The organism is Streptomyces sp. NPDC087906, from assembly GCF_055584925.1.
Map to the genome: position 1 here is coordinate 80,544 of NZ_JBVJLC010000008.1, position 20,155 is coordinate 100,698.

At 71.3% G+C, this 20,155-nt stretch carries 19 protein-coding genes, 1 pseudogene and 1 riboswitch; of the genes and pseudogenes, 11 read left to right on the forward strand and 9 right to left on the reverse strand.

Annotated features, from left to right (window positions below):
• Positions 1-30 precede the first annotated feature (30 nt).
• From rsgA to ACZ63I_RS23495, 3 genes are all read right to left on the reverse strand, one after another.
• Positions 31-1,041 carry a ribosome small subunit-dependent GTPase A gene (rsgA, locus tag ACZ63I_RS23485; protein WP_469341122.1) on the reverse strand — a complete coding sequence of 337 codons (1,011 nt, stop codon included), beginning with the start codon at positions 1,039-1,041 and terminating at the stop codon, positions 31-33.
• A gap of 4 nt (positions 1,042-1,045) precedes the next feature.
• Positions 1,046-2,416 (reverse strand): 3-phosphoshikimate 1-carboxyvinyltransferase, encoded by a 1,371-nt coding sequence (aroA, locus tag ACZ63I_RS23490; RefSeq protein ID WP_469340949.1) that lies wholly within the window; start codon positions 2,414-2,416, stop codon positions 1,046-1,048.
• 163 nt (positions 2,417-2,579) lie between these two features.
• A complete protein-coding gene (locus ACZ63I_RS23495) occupies positions 2,580-3,302 on the reverse strand; it encodes a M50 family metallopeptidase (protein ID WP_469340950.1) in 723 nt (240 codons plus the stop codon).
• 49 nt (positions 3,303-3,351) lie between these two features.
• Here ACZ63I_RS23495 and ACZ63I_RS23500 point away from each other — a divergent pair, with 49 nt between their 5' ends.
• The 8 genes from ACZ63I_RS23500 (at position 3,352) to def (ending at position 11,049) form a co-directional block, all read left to right on the forward strand.
• Positions 3,352-4,167: an SOS response-associated peptidase gene (locus ACZ63I_RS23500; protein WP_469340951.1), complete on the forward strand. Its 816-nt coding sequence runs from the start codon at positions 3,352-3,354 to the stop codon at positions 4,165-4,167.
• Positions 4,168-4,236: 69 nt separating this feature from the next.
• On the forward strand, positions 4,237-4,878 hold the full coding sequence (locus tag ACZ63I_RS23505; protein ID WP_469340952.1) for an alpha/beta hydrolase family protein: 642 nt from the start codon (positions 4,237-4,239) through the stop codon (positions 4,876-4,878).
• A 245-nt stretch (positions 4,879-5,123) separates the two neighbouring features.
• Complete coding sequence (locus ACZ63I_RS23510) at positions 5,124-5,792, forward strand: sigma-70 family RNA polymerase sigma factor (protein WP_041984627.1); 669 nt, start codon at positions 5,124-5,126, stop codon at positions 5,790-5,792.
• Positions 5,789-6,109 (forward strand): mycothiol system anti-sigma-R factor, encoded by a 321-nt coding sequence (gene rsrA, locus ACZ63I_RS23515; protein ID WP_469340953.1) that lies wholly within the window; start codon positions 5,789-5,791, stop codon positions 6,107-6,109. The genes ACZ63I_RS23510 and rsrA overlap by 4 nt, the downstream gene beginning before the upstream one ends.
• Before the next feature lie 212 nt (positions 6,110-6,321).
• A complete protein-coding gene (locus ACZ63I_RS23520; RefSeq protein ID WP_469340954.1) occupies positions 6,322-7,884 on the forward strand; it encodes an HD-GYP domain-containing protein in 1,563 nt (520 codons plus the stop codon).
• A gap of 44 nt (positions 7,885-7,928) precedes the next feature.
• Positions 7,929-9,185: an HD-GYP domain-containing protein gene (locus tag ACZ63I_RS23525; protein ID WP_469341123.1), complete on the forward strand. Its 1,257-nt coding sequence runs from the start codon at positions 7,929-7,931 to the stop codon at positions 9,183-9,185.
• Between the two features lie 95 nt (positions 9,186-9,280).
• Entirely contained in the window at positions 9,281-10,285 is a 1,005-nt protein-coding gene (locus ACZ63I_RS23530) for a tetratricopeptide repeat protein (RefSeq protein ID WP_469340955.1), read from the forward strand.
• A 110-nt stretch (positions 10,286-10,395) separates the two neighbouring features.
• Positions 10,396-11,049, forward strand: a complete 654-nt coding sequence (def, locus tag ACZ63I_RS23535; protein ID WP_469340956.1) for a peptide deformylase — start codon at positions 10,396-10,398, stop codon at positions 11,047-11,049.
• On the opposite strand, the gene ACZ63I_RS23540 is transcribed toward def, so the two are convergent.
• Entirely contained in the window at positions 11,025-12,029 is a 1,005-nt protein-coding gene (locus tag ACZ63I_RS23540; protein ID WP_469340957.1) for a GlxA family transcriptional regulator, read from the reverse strand. The genes def and ACZ63I_RS23540 overlap by 25 nt on opposite strands.
• Positions 12,030-12,111: 82 nt before the next feature.
• On the opposite strand from ACZ63I_RS23540, the gene ACZ63I_RS23545 reads away from it, so the two are divergent.
• Positions 12,112-12,300, forward strand: coding sequence for a hypothetical protein (locus ACZ63I_RS23545; RefSeq protein WP_469340958.1), 189 nt, complete (start codon positions 12,112-12,114; stop codon positions 12,298-12,300).
• 191 nt (positions 12,301-12,491) lie between these two features.
• Positions 12,492-13,094: a class I SAM-dependent methyltransferase gene (locus ACZ63I_RS23550; RefSeq protein ID WP_469340959.1), complete on the forward strand. Its 603-nt coding sequence runs from the start codon at positions 12,492-12,494 to the stop codon at positions 13,092-13,094.
• A 5-nt stretch (positions 13,095-13,099) separates the two neighbouring features.
• Here ACZ63I_RS23550 and ACZ63I_RS23555 read toward each other — a convergent pair whose 3' ends face one another.
• A complete protein-coding gene (locus ACZ63I_RS23555) occupies positions 13,100-14,122 on the reverse strand; it encodes a ribonucleotide-diphosphate reductase subunit beta (RefSeq protein WP_469340960.1) in 1,023 nt (340 codons plus the stop codon).
• Positions 14,122-16,515 (reverse strand): ribonucleoside-diphosphate reductase subunit alpha, encoded by a 2,394-nt coding sequence (locus ACZ63I_RS23560; RefSeq protein WP_469340961.1) that lies wholly within the window; start codon positions 16,513-16,515, stop codon positions 14,122-14,124. The genes ACZ63I_RS23555 and ACZ63I_RS23560 overlap by 1 nt, the downstream gene beginning before the upstream one ends.
• 137 nt (positions 16,516-16,652) lie before the next feature.
• Positions 16,653-16,778: riboswitch (cobalamin riboswitch) on the reverse strand.
• 121 nt (positions 16,779-16,899) lie between these two features.
• Here ACZ63I_RS23560 and ACZ63I_RS23565 point away from each other — a divergent pair.
• A pseudogene (locus tag ACZ63I_RS23565) lies at positions 16,900-17,271 on the forward strand (Uma2 family endonuclease); the annotation flags it as partial.
• Positions 17,272-17,359: 88 nt separating this feature from the next.
• On the opposite strand, the gene mctP reads toward ACZ63I_RS23565, so the two are convergent.
• From mctP to ACZ63I_RS23580, 3 genes are all read right to left on the reverse strand, one after another.
• A complete protein-coding gene (mctP, locus tag ACZ63I_RS23570; RefSeq protein WP_469340962.1) occupies positions 17,360-18,991 on the reverse strand; it encodes a monocarboxylate uptake permease MctP in 1,632 nt (543 codons plus the stop codon).
• Complete coding sequence (locus tag ACZ63I_RS23575) at positions 18,988-19,260, reverse strand: DUF3311 domain-containing protein (RefSeq protein WP_469340963.1); 273 nt, start codon at positions 19,258-19,260, stop codon at positions 18,988-18,990. Before ACZ63I_RS23575 ends, mctP begins: the two co-directional genes overlap by 4 nt.
• 117 nt (positions 19,261-19,377) lie before the next feature.
• Positions 19,378-20,142, reverse strand: a complete 765-nt coding sequence (locus ACZ63I_RS23580; protein WP_041984584.1) for a GntR family transcriptional regulator — start codon at positions 20,140-20,142, stop codon at positions 19,378-19,380.
• Between the last annotated feature and the right edge of the window lie 13 nt (positions 20,143-20,155).

Genomic DNA, 20,155 nt, shown 5'->3' on the forward strand with positions numbered 1-20,155 from the left:
CAACGTCGGCGGGCCGCAAACGCCGGTCCGTCAGTCACCTTCGCGCCGCTCGCGCGTGGCGAGAAGCCGCCGCAGCGAATAGAGCCTGGCCGGATCGGCGTGACCCTCCGCCACCCACGCGTCCAGCGCGCAGTCGGGCTCGTCATGGCTGCACGCCCGCGGGCAGTTCTCCGTACCCGGTACGAGGTCGGGGAAGGCGAGCACGATGCGCGAGGGATCGATGTGGTGCAGCCCGAAGGACCGGATGCCCGGCGTGTCGATCAGCCATCCGTCCGCCTTGGCCAGCGGCAGCGCGAGCGCCGAGGTCGTGGTGTGCCTGCCGCGCCCCGTCACCGCGTTGACCAGGCCGGTGCTGCGCTCCCTGTCCTTCGGGACCAGCGCGTTGACCAGGGTCGTCTTGCCCACGCCCGAATGCCCGACGAACGCGGTGACCCGGCCGTCGAGATACTCCCGCACCTGCTCGGCCGCCTCGCCGGTGGCCAGCTCGTCCCGCCGCGTGACGACGTAGCGGACGCCGAGCGTCCGGTAGATCTCCAGGAGTTCGTCGGGCGACTCCAGGTCCGACTTGGTCAGCACCAGCAGCGGTTCGAGCCCCGCGTCGAACGCGGCGACCAGGCAGCGGTCGATCAGCCGGGGGCGCGGCTCGGGGTCGGCGAGCGCGGTGACCACGGCCAACTGGTCGGCGTTCGCGACGATCACGCGCTCGTACGGGTCGTCGTCGTCGGCCGTGCGGCGCAGCACCGAGGTGCGCTTCTCGATCCGTACGATCCGCGCCAGCGTGTCCTTCTTGCCCGACAGATCGCCGACCAGGCCGACCCGGTCGCCCACGACCGCCGCCTTGCGGCCCAGTTCGCGCGCCTTCATCGCGAGGACGGGCCGGTCGTCGACGAGACAGGTGAGCCGGCCCCTGTCGACGGTCAGCACCATGCCCTCGGCCGCGTCCTCGTGCTTGGGGCGGATGTTGGTACGCGGCCGGTTGCCCTTGGGGTTGGGGCGGGAGCGGATGTCGTCCTCGTCGGGGTTCTTGCCGTAGCGGCGCATCGCGTCAGGCTCCCGCACCCGCGAGCATGTCGGCCCACATCAGCGGGAAGTCCGGCAGGGTCTTGGCCGTCGTCTCCACGTTCTCGATCTGCACCCCGTCGACCACCAGGCCGATGATCGAGCCCGCCGTCGCCATCCGGTGGTCGTCGTACGTGTGGAAGACGCCCCCGTGCAGCGGGCGCGGCCGGATGTGCAGCCCGTCGGCCGTCTCCGTGACATCGCCGCCCAGCTCGTTGATCTCCTTGGTGAGCGCGGCCAGCCGGTCCGTCTCGTGGAGCCGCAGATGGGCGACGCCCCGCAGGGTGGAGGGCGAGTCGGCGAGCGCGGCGACGGCGGCGATACCGGGGGTCAGCTCCCCGACCTCGCTCAGATCGACGTCGATGCCATGGATCCGCCCGGTGCCGCTGAAGGTGAGGCTGCTGCCCTCGGTCGTCGCCTCGAAGCGGCAGGAGCCACCCATTTCGGTGAAGATCGCGCGCAGCGCGTCCCCGGGCTGCGTGGTGCGCACGGGCCAGTCGGGGACGGTGACCCGGCCGCCGGTGACCAGCGCGGCGGCCAGGAAGGGCTGCGCGTTGGAGAGATCCGGCTCGACGGTCAGATCGCGGCCCAGCAGCGCGCTGGGGGAGACCCGCCACACATCGGCCTCGCCGCCGGTCTCCGGCTCGTCGACCTGGGCACCGACCGCGCGCAGCATGTCGACCGTCATCCGGATGTGCGGCATCGACGGCAGCGCCGAGCCGACATGCCGTACCTCGACGCCCTGGTTGAACCGGGCCCCCGACAGCAGCAGCGCGGAGACGAACTGCGAGGACGCCGAGGCGTCGATCCGTACCGAACCGCCGTCCAGCGCGCCCGCGCCCTGCACCGTCAGCGGCAGGGCGCCGCGGCCGTCGTCGTCGATCCGCGCGCCGAGGACCCGCAGCGCCTCGATGACGGCGCCCAGCGGGCGCACGTACGAGCGGGGGTCGCCGTCGAAGCGGACCGGACCGTCGGCGAGGGCGGCGACGGGCGGCAGGAAGCGCATGACCGTGCCCGCGTTGCCGACGTCGACCGTGGCCGGGCCGTGCAGCCCCGCGGGGATCACCCGCCATGCCTCGCCCGTGCTGCCCGCGGTGCTCGCGGTACCTGCGCCGCCCGAGCTGGACGAGACGGTCTCCTCGATGCCGACGCCCATCGCGCGCAGTGCTTCCGCCATCAGCAGGGTGTCCCGGGAGCGCAGCGGCCGGCGCAGCCAGCCGGGCTCGGCGGCCAGCGCGGCGAGGACGAGACCGCGGTTGGTGACCGATTTGGAGCCGGGCACGGTGACCGTCGCTTCGACGGTCCTGCTCGCGTAGGGGGCGGGCCAGAGGGCGGGCTGCACGGAACTCTCGGTCATGCCTTCACTTTAGTGGCTGAGGGCCGACCCTGATCCTGATCAAATACTGTGAAACCAGGACGTAACCATCAGGTACTCAGACGTAATCAGCCAGTGCTACGACCGAATCGACGGCACCGGGCTTCAGGGCGCCTCAGGACGTCTCGGAGCACCGCAGAGCGCCTCAGAGCCCGAGCAGCCAGCGTCCGCCGCCGATCAGCGAGCAGAGCGAGACGGCGTGGAAGAGGAACAGCCACATCGCGGCGGGCGCCCCGGTCAGCCGCGCGAGCTGGTCGGCGTCCGAGTCGGCCGCCCCGCCGCGCCGCCGCTTGGACTGGAGCTCGAACGCCGGGCGCACCCCGCCCAGCAGCAGGAACCACACGGCTGTGTACGCGAACGCCGCCTGCACCTGCGGTCCGGTCAGCCAGGACACCAGCAGGAAGGCCGCGCCGGTGACGACGACGGTGAAGACCCCGTACGCGTTGCGGATCATCACCAGCATCGCGATCAGCAGGACCGTCGCCAGCCAGAGGAACAGCGTGATGTGGTGCGCGGCGAGCAGCCAGGCCCCGCCGAGTCCGAGCAGCGGCGGCGCCGGGTAGCCGGCAGCGGCCGTCAGCACCATCCCGAGCCCGGAGGGCTTGCCCCGGCTGACGGTCAGCCCCGAGGTGTCCGAGTGCAGCCGGATCCCGTCGAGTCTGCGGCCCGTGACCAGGGCCGTCAGCCCGTGGCCGCCCTCGTGCGCGATGGTCACGGCGTTCCGCGCTATTCGCCAGACCTGGTGCGGTACGACGACGGCCAGGGCGAGCACGGCCGTCACGTACACCACCCATTCGTCGGGCGCCGGCTGGCTGCCGAAGACGCGGTCCCACAGTTCGCCGATCGAGGCGGGGTCGATGCTGGCCATTTCTCCGGCGGCTCCTCAACAGGGTTTGCGTCGTGGCAGTCTGGCATCTATGTGCGGACGGTATGCGGCGAGCAGGCGGCCCGAAGACCTTCAGGGTCTCTTCGGGGTGGAGAAGTGGAACCCCGAGGAGACCCTGGCGCCCGACTGGAACGTGGCGCCGACCAAAGAGGTCTACGCGATCCTCGAACGCGCGGTGAAAGACGCGAACGACCCCGCTCCGGTTCGCCAGCTCCGCACCTTGAAATGGGGACTCGTGCCGTCCTGGGCCAAGACGCCCGAGGGCGGCGCCCGGCTGATCAACGCGCGCGCCGAGACCGTGCACGAGAAGCCGTCGTTCCGCAGGCCCTTCCTCTCGCGCCGCTGCATCCTGCCCGCCGACGGGTACTACGAGTGGGTCACCGGCAGCGACGAGCGGCAGTTGGAGGAGCAGGGCAAGAAGAAGCGGACGCGCAAGCAGCCGTACTTCGTCACCCCGGCCGACGGCTCGGTGATGGCGCTCGCCGGGCTCTACGAGTTCTGGCGCGACCGGACGCTGCCCGACGACCACCCGCGCGCCTGGTGGGTGACCTGTTCCGTGATCACCACGGAGGCCGAGAAGACCCCGCTCGGCGTGGCCCCCGCCGAGGGGCCGGGCTCGCTGGCCGACATCCACCCCCGGATGCCGCTCATGCTGACCCCGGACCGCTGGGACGCCTGGCTCGACCCGGCGCGTACGGACCCCGACGAGCTGACCGGGCTGCTCGCACCGCCGCCCGCGGGGCTGATGCGGGCGTACCCGGTCGGCACGTCCGTCAGCAACGTCCGCAACAACGGACCCGAACTGCTGGAGGAGCTGGCGGCGCCGGAGGAGAGCACGCTGTTCTGAGCCGCCACCCGGCACGATGGCCCGGTGACAAGCAATCCTGCGCCAAGCAATCCTGCGCCAACCAATCCCGTGACCAGCGTCGAGACACCGGCCGGAGAGGCCAGGATCACCTGGCACCACGCCCCGCGCGCCCGTCTCGTCCTCGCCGTCGGCCATGGCGCCGGCGGCGGAATCGAGGCCCGCGACCTCCAGGCGCTCGCCGCCGCCCTGCCCGCGCGCGGCGTCACCGTCGCCCTGGTGGAGCAGCCCTGGCGGGTGGCGGGCAAGAAGCTCGCCCCCGCCCCGAAGACCCTCGACACCGGCTGGCGCGCGCTGTGGCCGGCGCTCGGCGCACCCGGGCTGCCGGTGGTGGCCGGGGGCCGCAGCGCCGGGGCCCGGGTCGCCTGCCGTACGGCGGCCGAGCTGGGCGCCCACGCCGTACTGGCACTGAGCTTCCCGCTGCACCCGCCGGGCAGGCCCGAGAAGTCGCGCGCGGCCGAGCTGCTCGGCGCGGGGGTGCCCACGCTCGTCGTCCAGGGCGGCAACGACCCGTTCGGCAAGCCCGCCGAATTCCCCGCCGAATTCCCCGGCGGCGGAAACGAACTGCTGGAGATCCCGTACGCCGACCACAGCTTCGGCATCCCCAAACGGGCCCCGCTGAGCGAGGCCGAGGCGCTGGACACGCTGGTCGAAGGGGTCGCTTCCTGGCTCGGAAAACCCCGGGAATGCTGAGGATGCGACCACTGTTGACAGAAACGTTGGTACACCAAGCGTGAGAGGGAGTCCGTCGTATGGGTTCGACCATGTGCCCCCGCCGTTCGGACGGCACTGACCTGGCGTGGACGGTGCTGGCCGCCGGTAAGCCGGCGCCGGCTGTGACGGTCGGCGCACCGGACCGGACCGCCCCGTCGAAGCAAGGTCGACTATTCTCCGATTCGAGTGGGTCCGCTTTTGGATCCGCCACAGCGTTGGAGGAGGTGGGTCCGGTCACTGGGACCGACGCGGGGACTTCAGGGACCGACGACGGCCGCGCCGAAGAGACCACTGCGGAGCGCAGTGCGCGCTTCGAGCGCGATGCCCTGGGCTACCTCGACCAGATGTACTCGGCCGCGCTGCGCATGACGCGCAACCCGGCCGACGCCGAGGATCTGGTGCAGGAGACGTACGCGAAGGCGTACGGCTCGTTCCACCAGTTCCGTGAGGGCACGAATCTCAAGGCATGGATGTACCGCATCCTCACGAACACCTTCATCAACTCGTACCGCAAGAAGCAGCGGGAGCCTCAGCGCAGCGCCGCCGAGGAGATCGAGGACTGGCAGCTCGCGCGCGCCGAGTCGCACATGTCGACCGGGCTGCGCTCCGCCGAGTCGCAGGCGCTCGACCATCTCCCGGACTCCGACGTGAAGTCCGCCCTGCAGGCGATTCCCGAAGAGTTCCGCATCGCGGTTTATCTCGCCGATGTAGAGGGCTTTGCCTACAAGGAGATCGCGGACATCATGGGTACACCCATCGGCACGGTGATGTCGCGGTTGCACCGCGGTCGCCGTCAGCTACGCGGCATGCTGGAGGACTACGCCCGTGAGCGCGGGCTCGTCCCGGCGGGTGCCGGAGAGTCGTCCGACGATCGGAAAGGTTCGGGCTCATGAGCTGCGGAGAGCCGCATGAGACGGATTGCAGCGAAGTCCTCGATCACTTGTATGAGTTTCTCGACCACGAGATGCCCGACAGTGACTGCACCAAGTTCGAGGTGCACTTCGAGGAATGCTCCCCGTGCCTGGAGAAGTACGGTCTCGAACAGGCCGTGAAGAAGCTCGTCAAGCGGTGCTGCGGTCAGGACGACGTACCCGCCGACCTGCGGGCCAAGGTCATGGGCCGGATCGACCTGGTGCGATCGGGACAGACCGTTCCTGACCACGACGTGACCGCTTCCGGCGCGAACCTGCCGGGTGCGGCCAAGGACTGACCGGCAACGCACGACGGATTTCGTAGGGGCGTACGGCGCATCGCGCCGTACGCCCCTACTGCTTGTTCCGTCCGGTTGTCACCCGAAGGTGCTAATCAGTCGCATAATTCCGCTCGCCGACGCCCAACTCGCTAGCCTGACCGTCTGTTTGAGCCCTGCGAGGGCTGGGTGAGCCCCTGCCGGGGGCCGGGCCGAGGAGGGGCGGCGACGCCGTGAGGGCCATACCGGGTGCGGCGCGCGCGTACATCCTGTGCACCGCGCTCTTCGCGACCCTCTGCGTGCTGCCCGCGCTGCGTCCCGGCAGGCCGTCGCCCGTCCCCTGGCCGGCCGTCCTGCTGCTCGCCGCGCTGTACGCCTTCTGCGAGATGCCCGCCCGCTACCGGCTGCACTTCCCCGGACGCGCGCTCGGCGGGTCCGTACCCGTCGCCGCCGGATCGTTCTTCCCCGTCCTGCTCGCCGCGGCCTTCCTGCTGCCGCCGTCCGCCGCCGCGCTGGTCGCCGTGCCCGGCGCCGTGCTCGGCCGGGTCGAGCAGCGGCCCGAAGGCGCCCGGCGGATCTGGCGCGCCGCCCAGCTCGCCGTCGCCACCTGGGCAGCGGCGCGGGCGCACCTGGTCTTCGGCGGGCCCGTCGCGCTCGGCGGCGGGGGCTACGGCCTCGCCGCGCCCGACTTCCCGTACGTCCTGCTGCCGGCCGGCGCCGCGGCCCTCGCCTTCTGCCTGGTGCTCGCCGCCCTGGACGGCGGCATCCTCGTCACCGCAGAGCGGCTGCCGGCCCGTACCGCCTGGCGCGGACTGCTGCCCCGGTCGCTGGCCTCGCACGGCGCGCACGGACTCGCCGGGCTGATGATGGCCGTCCTGTGGCGCAGTCCGTACGGGCCGCTCTCCGCGCTCTTCGTGCTGCTGCCGATGTACATCTCCTGCTGGGTCTTCGCCCAGTACCACCGGGAGCGCGCGGCGCACCAGGCCACCATCAGGGCGCTCGTCCAGGCCGTCGACATCAAGGACAAGTACACGCGCGGCCACAGCGAGCGGGTCGGCAGGGCGTCCGTGATGATCGCGCACGAGCTGGGCATGGAGCGCGAGCGGCTGGAGGTCCTGCGGTTCGCCGGGATCCTGCACGACGTGGGCAAGCTCGGCGTCCCCACCCGGGTGCTGCGCAAGGAGGGCCCGCTCACCCCGGAGGAGCGCCGCGTCATCGAGCTGCACCCCGAGTACGGCCACGAGATGGTGCGCGGCATCGGCTTCCTCGGCGAGGCCCGCTCGGCGATCCTGCACCACCACGAACGGCTCGACGGCACCGGTTACCCGTACGGGCTCGCGGGGCGGCAGATCCCCGAGTTCGCCCGGGTGGTCGCCGTCGCCGACGCCTTCGACGCGATGACCTCCACCCGCTCCTACCGGCGGGCGCGGCCGGTGCGGACCGCCGTGGCCGAGCTGGAGCGGTGCGCGGGCAGCCAGTTCGACCCGGAGATGGTCAGGGCGCTGGTCAGGGCCCTGGACCGGCACGGCTGGCAGACGGCGGTGACGGCCGACGACGCGAACGCCGCGCGGAACATCGCGGCGGGGGCGGGTGCGGGTACGGCGTCCCCGCCCGCCCCCGAGGCCGCCTCCGAGGCTGAGCCCGCCCCCGAAGCGGAGGCCGAAGCCGAGCCGGAGGCCGAGGCCGAGACCGAGGCCGACGCCGCCCCGGCGCCCGAGGCCGACGCGCGCGGCAGCGTCCCGCAGCCGGCCCGCACCACCACCGCAGGACGCACCCCGCGCGGCGGCACCCGGTGAGCGCCGCAGCCGCCGCGGGCGCCGTCACCCGCACCCGGCGGCGGATGTCCCGTACGGTCGTCGCCGTCTACGGCGCCGCAGCGCTGCTCACCGCGGCCGGGCTCGGCTCCACGCTGTGGCGCGGCGTCACCGAACCCCGCGACGCGCTCGCCTTCGGGCTGCTCATCACCGTCGGCGAGCTGGCCCGCTGGGGCGCGCTGCCCGGGGAGCGCGAGCCGGCGCCGCTCGGCGCGGCGGGCGCGCTCGCGTACGCCCTGCTCGGCGCGAACGGCGGCCAGCCCACCGGCCACGGCGCGCTCCAGACGGTCGCCGTCGCCGTCGCGGCGGCGCTCGCCGGGTCCGTACCGCACATCGCACGCGGCAGCGGCCCCGCGCTCGACCACATGGTGCGCCGCGTGCTGACCGTCGGCTTCGCCGCCGTCTGCTTCCAGCCGCTCTACAACTCCGGCGGCTTCGGCGACCTGACCCGGCAGGGCCCCTACTACGCGGCGCTGCTGCTCCTGCTGCTGGTGCTGACCGCCCTGTGCGACGCCGTGCTGGCCGCGCTGATGGCCCGCGCCCGCACCCACCACCCCTTCGGCCCCCTGCTCAGGGAGGAACTGCGGGCCCTGCTCGGCATCGGCTCGGCCGTGTGCGCGACGGGCGCCGTCATGGCGCTCGGGGTGGCCGTCGCCGGGCTCTGGGCGCTGCCGGTGTTCTGTGTGCCGCTGCTGCTCACGCACCTGTCGTTCCGGCGCTACGCGGCCGTGCGGACCACCTACGGCCAGACCATCGCGTCGCTGGCCCGCGCCACCGAGATCGCCGGGTACACCCCGCCCGGCCACGCCCGCCGGGTCGCCGAGCTGAGCCGCGCGGTCGGCCGTGAGCTGGGCCTTTCGGGGCCGGACCTGACCGTGCTGGAGTACGCGGCGCTGATGCACGACATCGGCCAGCTCTCGCTCGTCGACCCCGTGCCCGAAGGGGCCACCGCCCTGCTGCCGGTCGCCGAGCAGCGCCGGATCGCGCTGCTCGGCGGAGCCGTCGTACGCCAGACCGGGGTGCCGGCGGCGGTGGCCGTCGTGGTCGAACGGCAGGCCGACCCCTACCGGGAACAGCCGCTGCCTGCCAGGATCGTCCGCGCCGTCAACGCGTACGACGATCTGACCGGGGAAGGGGCCGGAGAAGGAGCGGGCGCGAGCGGCGCGCTGAGCGCGCTGGAGCGGCTACGGCTGGGCACGGCGCACGACTACCAGCCCGAGGTGGTGGAATCCCTGGCACGCGTGCTGTCCCGGGGCGGTCTGACGTCGGGCGGGGCTGGGTAACCCATGGGTAAGAAGCGGGCGTCCGACCCGGCATGGTTGGATGCGAAGAAGAGGGTGTCCGGGAGTATGGCCCGAGCGACCGGCAGGCGGGAATCGTGAGGATCTTCGGGAAGGTACGGCATCGGCCATCCGCCTCGTGGCGGCAGGCCACCGACCGCGCGTTCACGCTGATCGGTGACGGCCGGTACGAGGACGCGGGCGCGCTGCTGACGCGTGCGGCCGATCTGGAGCCCTGGCTCTCGGAGTCCTGGTTCAACCTGGCGCTGCTGCACAAGTTCCGGCACGACTGGGAGCAGGCGCGGGCGGCGGGACTGCGGGCCGTGGCCCTGCTCGACAAGGAGACCGGCGCCCCCGACTGGTGGAACGTGGGCATCGCTGCCACCGCGCTCCAGGACTGGCCGCTGGCCCGGCGCGCCTGGCAGGCGTACGGGCTGCGGGTGCCCGGCAATCCGCACAGCGTCGAGGCGAACGGCGAACCGGAGGGCATGGAGCTGGGCAGCGCCGCTGTCCGGCTGTCGCCCGAGGGCGAGGCCGAGGTCGTCTGGGGCCGCAGGCTCGACCCGGCGCGGATCGAGGTGCTGTCGATCCCGCTGCCGTCGTCGGGGCGGCGCTGGGGCGAGGTCGTCCTGCACGACGGCGTACCCAACGGCGAGCGCACGACGGCGGCGGCCCCGGACGGCGCCACCCGCGCCTACCCGGTCTTCGACGAGATCGAGCTGTGGGCGCCCTCGCCCGTACCCACCTGGGTGGTGCTGCTGGAAGCGGCGACCGAGGACGACAGGGACGCGCTGGAGCGGCTCGCCGCCGACGCCGGCTTCGCCGCCGAGGACTGGTCGTCGTCCGTACGGCTGCTGTGCCGGGCCTGCTCGGAGAGCCGGATGCCGAGCGCCGAGGGCGACGGCGAGCATCTCGACCCGCACGACCACAGCGAGCCCGGCCACCCGGGGCCGCTCGGCCACCGCACGGCGGGCGAGCTGTGGGTGCCGGAGCGCGAATGCGGCATCGCGGCGCCGCAGGCCCTGGTGCGCGGGCTGCTGGACGGCTGGGTCGCCGACAGCCCCGAGACCCGCGAGTGGCGGGATCTCGAAGAAGTCTGCTGACGGGCGACCTGAGCCTCCCGCGGCTGCGCTTAGGCTGTACGGGCACATCGTGCGGACCCGCGCGGCGTGCGGGCAGCAGCATCGGGTACTGAGGAAGGCGTACTGCGGACATGGCGCAGCAGGAGACGGACCAGCGGATCGACAGTGAGGCCCCGGTGACGGACGCCGACGGGTTCGTCGACGACACCACGGACGCCGAGGCGCGCGAGCTGGCGCACCGGGAGCGCGGCACGGCCCGCCCGATCACCGTCGTCGGCAATCCCGTGCTGCACAAGGAATGCCGGGACGTGACGGAGTTCGACGGCGCACTCGCCGCGCTCGTGGACGACATGTTCGCCAGCCAGCGCGCCGCCGAGGGCGTGGGCCTGGCCGCCAACCAGATCGGCGTCGACCTGAAGGTCTTCGTCTACGACTGCCTGGACGACGACGGCGTACGGCACGTCGGCGCGGTCTGCAACCCCGTCCTGGTGGAGCTGCCGCCCGGGGAGCGCAATCTGGACGACTCCAACGAGGGCTGCCTGTCCGTGCCGACCGCGTACGCCGCGCTGCCGCGCCCCGACTACGCCGTCGTCACCGGCGTCGACCTGAAGGGCCGCCCGGTCAAGCTCCAGGGCACGGGGTACTTCTCCCGCTGCCTCCAGCACGAGACGGACCATCTGTACGGGTACCTGTACATCGACCGGCTCTCCAAGCGCGACCGCAAGGACGCGCTGCGGCAGATGGCCGAGGGCACCCCGCGCTACGAGACCGTCCCCAACGACTGAGCGTCCCGCATCCCGGCCGTGGCCGACGCGGGTACGCGGAAGGTGCGGCGGTAGGCGTTCGGGGTCGTCCCGAGCGTCCGCAGGAAGTGGTGGCGCAGCCCCGCCGCGCTGCCGAAGCCGGAGCGCCCGGCCACGCTGTCCACCGTCTCGTCCGTCGCCTCCAGCAACTCCTGGGCGAACAGCACCCGTTGGCGCAGCAGCCAGCGGTAGGGCGTGGTCCCCGTCTCCTGCTGGAAGCGGCGGGCGAAGGTGCGCGGCGACATATGGGCCTGCTCGGCCAACTGCTCGACGGTCATCTCGCTGTCCAGATGCCGCTCCATCCAGGCGAGCACGTCGGCGACCGTGTCGCAGCGGTCCCGTGGCAGCGGGCGCTCCACGAACTGCGCCTGGCCGCCGTCGCGGTGCGGCGGGACGACCATGCGGCGGGCGACGGCGTTGGCGATCTCCGGGCCGTGCTCCAGCCGCAGCAGATGCAGACAGGCGTCGATCCCGGCCGCTGTACCGGCCGATGTGATGACGCGGCCGTCCTCCACGTACAGCCCGTCCTGCTCGACCTTGGCCTGAGGAAACGTCCGGGACAGCAGCTCGGTGTGGCTCCAGTGGCTGACGCACCGCCGCCCGTCGAGCAGCCCGGCGGCGCCCAGCACGAACACGCCGGAACACACGCTGAGCACCCAGGCGCCGCGGTCGACGGCGCGCCGCAGCGCGTCCAGCAGCTCCGGCGGATAGTCGCGCACGGCGTACGAGGCACCGGCGGGTACGGCGATCAGATCGGCCTCCTCCAGCCGGTCCAGGCCGTACATGTCGCCGAGGGTGAACCCGGCATGGGTGCGCAGCACGGGCCCCTCGGCGGACACGACGCCGAAGTCGTACGCCGGCAGCCCTTCGTCACTGCGGTCGAGGCCGAACACCTCGCAGATCACGCCGAGTTCGAAGGGATGAACGCCGTCGAGGAGGACCGTCGCCACGTTTTTCAGCATGGCAGCAAGTGTGGCAGCAATTCGATGCTTGATGACAGTCCTGCCACTGCTTTTCCTGGGGCGGAGCGACGAAAGTGAAGGCATGGACACCTTCCTCACCATTCTCGCCCTGATCGCCCTGTTCGTCCTCCTCGCGCTGCCCCCGCTGTACTGGCACGTCAAGGACCGCGTGACCGACCGCCGGGTCCGGCTGGCCCGGATCGACCACGAGCTGCGCGAGCTGCGGGAGCGCCGCAGCCCGAACCGCGACGACTACTCCCGCACCAACTGACCCGCACGCCGGCCGAGCCCGCCGGGCCCGGACACCGCGTCGAATTCGCCGCTCATGCAACCACCGTGCCCGCGTCTTGCCGTTTCCGCAAAGAGCTTTGCCCGCCGGCCGATCCGGGCGGATCGTTGCGTCGCAGTCACCGCGAACTTCACCGCGCACTGCACCGCCGACGCGACGAGAGGCCGACCGCCATGGATGCCCAGGGCTGGAACGAGATGTACCGCAGCCGCGAGCAGGTCTTCAGCGGCAACCCCAACGGGGTGCTCGTCGCCGAGACGGCCGAGCTGCCGCCGGGCCGGGCGCTCGACGCCGGGTGCGGCGAAGGCGCCGACGCGCTCTGGCTGGCCCGGCGCGGCTGGCAGGTCACCGGGGTCGACATCGCCGAGACCGCCCTGCGGCGCGCGGCCGAGGCCGGCACCGACGTCCAGGACCTGGTGACCTGGACACGCGCCGACCTCAGCACCACACCGCCCCCGGCGGACGCCTTCGACCTGGTGTCCGTCCAGTACTTCCCGCTGCACCGCACGCCGGACCACGCGGCGCTGCAAGGTCTCCTGGCCGCCGTCGCCCCCGGCGGCACGCTGCTCTTCGTCGGCCATGACCTCGCGGACCTGACCCACCGGGAGGGCGACGACTTCGACCCCGCCGACTACTACCAGCCCGCCGACATCCCGCCACTCCTCGGCGCGGGCTGGGACGTCCTGGTCGACGAGACCCGGCCGCGCGCCGTCCCGCCCCCGGCCGGCACCCACCACACCCACGACACCGTCCTGCGGGCGCTGCGCAGGCCGTGAGCAGGTCAGAAGTCGTCGTCCAGACTGACCGAGCCCTCCACCGCCACCTGGTAGGCGGACGGGCGGCGTTCGAAGAAGTTGGTCAGCTCCTGGACGCCCTGCAGTTCCATGTACGAGAACGGGTTCTCCGAGCCGTACACCGGCGCGAGGCCGAGGCGGCGCAGCCGCTCGTCGGCGACGCACTGGAGGTATTCGCGCATCGACTCGGTGTTCATGCCGGGCAGCCCGTCACCGCACAGGTCGCGGCCGAACTGCAGCTCCGCCTCGACCGCCTCCTTGAGCATGTCCGTGACCTGCCGCTGGAGTTCGTCGTCGAAGAGGTCCGGCTCCTCCTTGCGGACGGTGTCCACGACCTCGAACGCGAAGTTCATGTGCATCGTCTCGTCGCGGAAGACCCAGTTGGTGCCCGTGGCGAGACCGTGCAGCAGGCCGCGCGAGCGGAACCAGTAGACGTACGCGAACGCGCCGTAGAAGAACAGGCCCTCGATACAGGCGGCGAAGCAGATCAGGTTCAGCAGGAAGCGCCGCCGGTCCGCCTTGGTCTCCAGCCGGTCGATCGTCTCGACCGAGTCCATCCAGCGGAAGCAGAACTGCGCCTTCTCGCGGATCGAGGGGATGCTCTCCACCGCGTCGAACGCCGCCGCCCGGTCCGCCGGGTCGGGGAGGTAGGTGTCGAGCAGCGTCAGATAGAACTGGACGTGCACGGCCTCTTCGAAGAGCTGGCGGGACAGGTACAGCCGCGCCTCGGGGGAGTTGATGTGCTTGTACAGCGTCAGGACGAGGTTGTTCGACACGATCGAGTCGCCCGTCGCGAAGAACGCGATCAGCCGGCCGATCATGTGCTGCTCGCCGGGGGAGAGCTTGGCGAGGTCGGCGACGTCGGAGTGGAGGTCGACCTCCTCCACGGTCCAGGTGTTCTTGATCGCGTCGCGGTAGCGGTCGTAGAAGTCGGGGTAGCGCATCGGCCGCAGGGTCAGTTCGAAGCCGGGGTCGAGCAGATTCTTCTCAGTGGTCTTTTCAGTCGTCATTACTGGCAGGCCTCGCAGGACTCGGGGTTTTCCAGGGAGCAGGCGACGGCGTCCGCGTCGGGCGCCATCGGTACGGGTACGGGTACGGGTGTGGAGGCGGCGCCGGGGGCGACGCGCGCCGCCGGTACGTCGGCGGCGCCGGCCGCGCGGGCGATCCGGGTCGCCGGGCGCGAGCGCAGGTAGTACGTGGTCTTGAGGCCCTTCTTCCAGGCGTACGCGTACATCGAGCTGAGCTTCCCGATGGTCGGCGTCTCCAGGAACAGGTTCAGCGACTGGCTCTGGTCGAGGAACGGCGTACGCGCCGCCGCCATGTCGATCAGACCGCGCTGCGGGATCTCCCACGCCGTGCGGTACAGCTCGCGCACCTCGGCCGGCAGCCAACTGAAGCCCGCCACCGAGCCGCTGGCCTCGCGCAGCGCCTCACGGGTCCTGGTGTCCCAGACACCGAGCCGCTTCAACTCCGCCACCAGGTACGAGTTGACCTGGAGGAACTCGCCCGACAGCGTCTCGCGCTTGAAGAGGTTCGAGACCTGCGGCTCGATGCACTCGTAGACCCCGGCGATCGAGGCGATGGTCGCGGTCGGCGCGATGGCGAGCAGCAGCGAGTTGCGCATACCGCTCCTGGCGACCCGGGCGCGCAGGGCGTCCCACCGCTCGGGCCAGTTCAGCTCGACGCCGTAGTGGTCGGGGTGCAGCACCCCGCGCGCCGTACGCGTCTGCTCCCAGGCGGGCAGCGGGGCGTACCGCTCGGCGAGCCCGCAGGACGCCTCGTACGCGGCGAGCATGACCCGCTCGGCGATCTTCGTGGAGAGCGCGGCGGCCTCGGCGGAGTCGAAGGGCAGGCCATTCTTGAAGAAGACGTCTTGGAGGCCCATCACACCTAGGCCGACCGGGCGCCATGTGGCATTGGAGCGGCCCGCCTGCTCGGTCGGGTAGAAGTTGATGTCCACGACCCGGTCGAGGAAGGTGACGGCGGTGGCGACCGTCGAGTCCAGCCGCGCCCAGTCGATCTCGCCCGAATCCAGCACGAAAGCGGCCAGGTTGACCGAGCCGAGGTTGCAGACGGCCGTCTCGCCGTCGTCCGTGACCTCCAGGATCTCCGTGCAGAGGTTGGACGAGTGAACGGTGCGGCCGGGCTCCGCCGTCTGGTTGGCCGTACGGTTCGACGCGTCCTTGAAGGTCATCCAGCCGTTGCCGGTCTGGGCGAGGGTGCGCATCATCCGCCCGTACAGGTCGCGGGCCGGGATCGTCCTGATCGCGAGGCCCGCCGCCTCGGCCGCGCGGTACGCCGTGTCGAACGCGTCGCCCCACAGGTCGACCAGCTCGGGCACGTCTGAGGGTGAGAACAGCGACCAGTCGGTGTCCGCCTCGACGCGTCGCATGAATTCGTCGGGGATCCAGTGCGCGAGGTTGAGGTTGTGCGTACGGCGTGCCTCCTCACCGGTGTTGTCCCGCAGTTCGAGGAACTCCTCCAGGTCGGCGTGCCACGTCTCCAGATAGACGGCGGCGGCGCCCTTGCGCCGGCCGCCCTGGTTGACGGCGGCGACCGAGGAGTCGAGCGTGCGCAGGAACGGCACGATGCCGTTGGAGTGCCCGTTGGTGCCGCGGATCAGCGAACCCCGGGAGCGGATACGGGAGAACGGGATGCCGATGCCGCCCGCGTGCTTCGAGAGCCGGGCCACCTGGTGGTAGCGGTCGTAGATCGAGTCGAGTTCGTCGGCGGGGGAGTCCAGCAGGTAGCAGGAGGACATCTGCGGGTGCCTGGTACCGGAGTTGAACAGGGTCGGCGACGACGGCAGATAGTCCAGCCGGCTCATCAGCCGGTAGAGGGCGGCGACTTCGTCCAGCGCGGCCGTACTGTCGTCCTCGGCGAGCCCGCACGCCACGCGCAGCATGAAGTACTGCGGGCGCTCGAAGACGTGGCGGGTGATCGGGTGGCGCAGCAGGTAGCGGCTGTAGAGCGTACGCAGCCCGAAGTACCCGAACCGGTCGTCGGCGGCCGGGTCGACGAGCGCGTCGAGCCGCTCGGCGTGCAGCGCCACGAAGCGGGCCGTGGCGTCGGCGATCAGCCCCTCGGTGTGTCCGACGCCGACCGAGGCGGAGAACGACACCGCGCCCTGGCCCGCGGCCTCGTCCGCGATGGAGCGGGTCAGCAGCCGGGCGGCGAGCCGGGAGTACGCCGGGTCCTCGGAGATCAGCCCGGCGGCGGCCTCGGTGGCCAGCTCACGCAGGCCCGCGGCGTCCGATCCGGCGTGCCGCCCCCGGAGCGCCGCCGCGGCGACCTTGCCCGGGTCGGTGTCGGGCAGATCGGCGGTGAGGTCCGTCAGCGTACGCAGCAGTGCCTCGCCTGAAGCGGCGGTGTGCGTGGCCGGACGGTCTGGCGCGATGGTCACGTGATGCTCTCCCTCGCTCGGACCGGGTCCGGCGGGCAGGAGGCAGGCGTACGACGGACCGCACCCGGAGCAGGGCGCACCGCCGTGTCCGCCGGCCCTACCGCGGGGCCCGGGACGTCTCGACGCCCGAATCGGCCGACCCGGACGCACCGCCGGCAGGTGTTCGGACTCGCGGGGTACGACAAAGCGCACCACAGCACACCGTTGCGGGACAGTTCCGGATTCGCACCGGATTCCCCTGTGTCGACAGCGAGACGAGCATACATCTGGTGGACGTTCCGGGAGCCACCCCCCACATGTTGTGTCGCGGCGAGTTTCGTCTGCTCGCTGTCAGCGCTGTGTCAGCGATTTCCGCTACCGTCCTGGAGACAAGGAGGTGTCCCCATGGCGGCGGTCGAAGGCAGGCACGGGATTCTTCCGGAGGAGTTCGACGAGGCGACCCGGGTACTGGCGAGGACCACTGAGGGCGTCCGGCTGGAACTCATCGACGGACGGATCAGGAGCAGGGCCGTGCCGGACGGTTCCCGCGGGCGCGTCGTTCAGTGGCTGACACGTATCTGCATGAGAGCGCGTCCTGAGCTGTGGCTCCATCCGGGGCAGGGGCTGAAGGTCCAGACGTATCGCAACGGCCGTGCTCGCCCGGACGGTGCCCTGGCGCCCAGCGGCGCTTTCGTCGGCCAGGGCGAGTGGGGCGACCCGGAACGGGTCCTGATGACCGTCGAGGTCACGTCGTACGACTCCGACACCGACGACCGAGCAGCTCAAGGAATGGGTGCGCTGAGGGCAGCGAAAACGGGCCGCCGGTGGTGCCGGCGGCCCGTTCCTGTCGCGGTTTCGCGGTGGCTCAGTGGGCCGGTTCCGCCGGGGTCGTCAGGGGGAGTTCGGCCTTGACGTCCGGGTCGCCCGCGTCCGCCGTGTAGTCCGACGCGCTCGTCTCGTCGATGCCGTCCGGTGCCTTGACCGCGCGCAGGATCAGGGTGAGGACCACCGTCACCACCACGTTCAGCACGAACGCGGTGAGGCCGATGTAGCCGATCTCGCCGAGGCCCGGGATCTCCTTCGACGAGCCGCCGAAGTGCTTCTGGGTCGGGCTCGCGACGCCGTACGCGGCGAGCGTCCCGTAGACCATGCCGACCGCCCAGCCCGCCAGCAGGGCCCAGCGGTGGAACCAGCGGGTGAACAGGCCGCCGACCAGGGCCGGCAGGGTCTGCAGGATCCAGATGCCGCCCAGGAGCTGGAAGTTGATCGCTACGGTCGGGTCCATGCCGAGGACGAAGACCAGCGCGCCCACCTTCACCAGCAGGGACACCAGCTTGGAGACCTTGGTCTCCTGCGCGGGGGTCGCGTCCGGCTTGATGAAGTCCTTGTAGATGTTGCGGGTGAAGAGGTTCGCCGCGGCGATCGACATGATCGCGGCCGGCACCAGCGCGCCGATGCCGATCGCGGCGAACGCGACGCCCGCGAACCAGTCGGGGAACATGTTCTCGAAGAGCTGCGGGATCGCCAACTGGCCGTTGTCGACCTTGATCCCGGCGGCGATGGCCATGAAGCCGAGCAGCGCCAGCAGCCCCAGCATCAGTGAGTACAGCGGCAGGATCGCGGTGTTGCGCCGGATCACGTCGCGGCTGCGGCTGGAGAGCGTCGCCGTGATCGAGTGCGGATACATGAACAGCGCGAGCGCCGAGCCGAGCGCCAGCGTCGCGTACCCCCACTGGCCGGCTTCGGGGGGCGCCAGCGCGCCGCGCGGTTTGCCGGTGGCCGGGTTGACCTTCGCGAAGGCGTCGCCCGCCTTGGCGAAGATGTCGTCGAAGCCGCCGAGCCGGATCGGGATGTAGATGATCGCCACGAGAATGACGATGTAGATCAGACCGTCCTTGACGAACGCGATCAGCGCGGGCGCCCGCAGCCCCGACGAGTACGTGTAAGCGGCGAGCACGGCGAACGCGATGAACAGCGGCAGGTCCTTGACGAACCAGTTGGTGTCGTTGCTGCCGCCGATGCCCATCACGTCGAGCACCGACTGGATACCGACCAACTGGAGCGCGATGTATGGCATCGTCGCGAGGATGCCGGTCACGGCGACCGCCAGGGACAGCGACTTCGAGCCGAACCGCCCCCTGACGAAGTCCGACGTCGTCACGTACCCGTGCTTGTGCGACACCGACCAGAGCCGGGGCAGGAAGGTGAAGATCAGCGGGTAGACCAGGATCGTGTACGGGACGGCGAAGAAGCCCGAGGCGCCCGCCGCGTAGATCGCGGCCGGTACGGCCACGAAGGTGTACGCCGTGTAGAGGTCGCCGCCGAGCAGGAACCAGGTCACCCAGGTGCCGAACGACCGGCCGCCCAGGCCCCATTCGTCGAGGCTGTGCTGGTTCTCCGCCCTGCGCCAGCGCGCCGCCAGGAACCCCATGGCGGTGACGGCCAGGAAGAAGAAGATGAAGACGCCGAGCGCGACGCCGTTCACACCGTCCTTCATCGCGACACACCTCCCTTGCGGGCGCGCTGGTCACGCTGCCACAGCTTGTAGGCGGTCATGGTCAGCGCCGTGGAGATGAAGACCCACAGCAGTTGGTACCAGTAGAAGAAGGGGATACCGATGAACGCCGGGTCGACCTTCGCGTACGAGCCGACCCAGAGCATCGCCACGAACGGCGCCAGCAGGCAGACGCCGATGACCACCCGCAGCGGTGTCACCACGGGCGCCGCTGTCGCCGTGGGCGGTTTTTCTTCCGGGTTGTCCGGCATTCGGCGTACCGTCCCCTCACTGATCACCTGGTGTAATGCGCAGGCAATCTAGGGGAGGAGGCCGACCGCCGTCACCCCCGCCGCCGTCTCGGAACGGCAACGGTGCGGCTAAACCGCTCAATGGGCGGGTCGTTTGAGCCGCGCGACGAACTTGTACCGGTCGCCGCGGTACACCGAACGCACCCATTCGACCGGTTCGTTGTCCGCGTCCACCGAGTGCCGCGAGAGCATCAGCATCGGCAGGCCCACGTCCGTGCCGAGCAGTCCCGCCTCGCGCGGGGTGGCCAGCGAGGTCTCGATGGTCTCCTCGGCCTCGGCCAGATGGACCCCGTACACCTCGGCCAACGCCGTGTAGAGAGACGTGTACTTGACGAGCGAGCGGCGCAGCGCGGGAAAGCGCTTGGCCGACAGGTGCGTCGTCTCGATGGCCATCGGCTCACCGCTCGCCAGCCGCAGCCGCTCGATGCGCAGCACCCTGCCCCCGGCGGTGATGTCGAGCAGCCCGGCCAGGGTGTCGTCGGCGGTGACATAGCCGATGTCCAGGAGCTGGGAGGTCGGTTCGAGCCCCTGGGCCCGCATGTCCTCGGTGTACGAGGTGAGTTGCAGGGCCTGCGACACCTTCGGCTTGGCGACGAACGTGCCCTTGCCCTGGATGCGTTCGAGCCTGCCCTCGACCACCAGCTCCTGGAGCGCCTGCCGCACGGTCGTACGCGAGGTGTCGAACTCGGCGGCGAGCGTACGTTCGGGCGGAACCGGGGTCCCTGGCGGTAGAGTCTCCGTCATGTCCAGCAAGTGCCGCTTGAGGCGGTAGTACTTGGGCACGCGTGCCGTGCGGGTCGCCGCCGGTCCCTCGGTCTCCGTGCCGCCCCCGTCCGTGGCCATGCCCTGCCTTCCC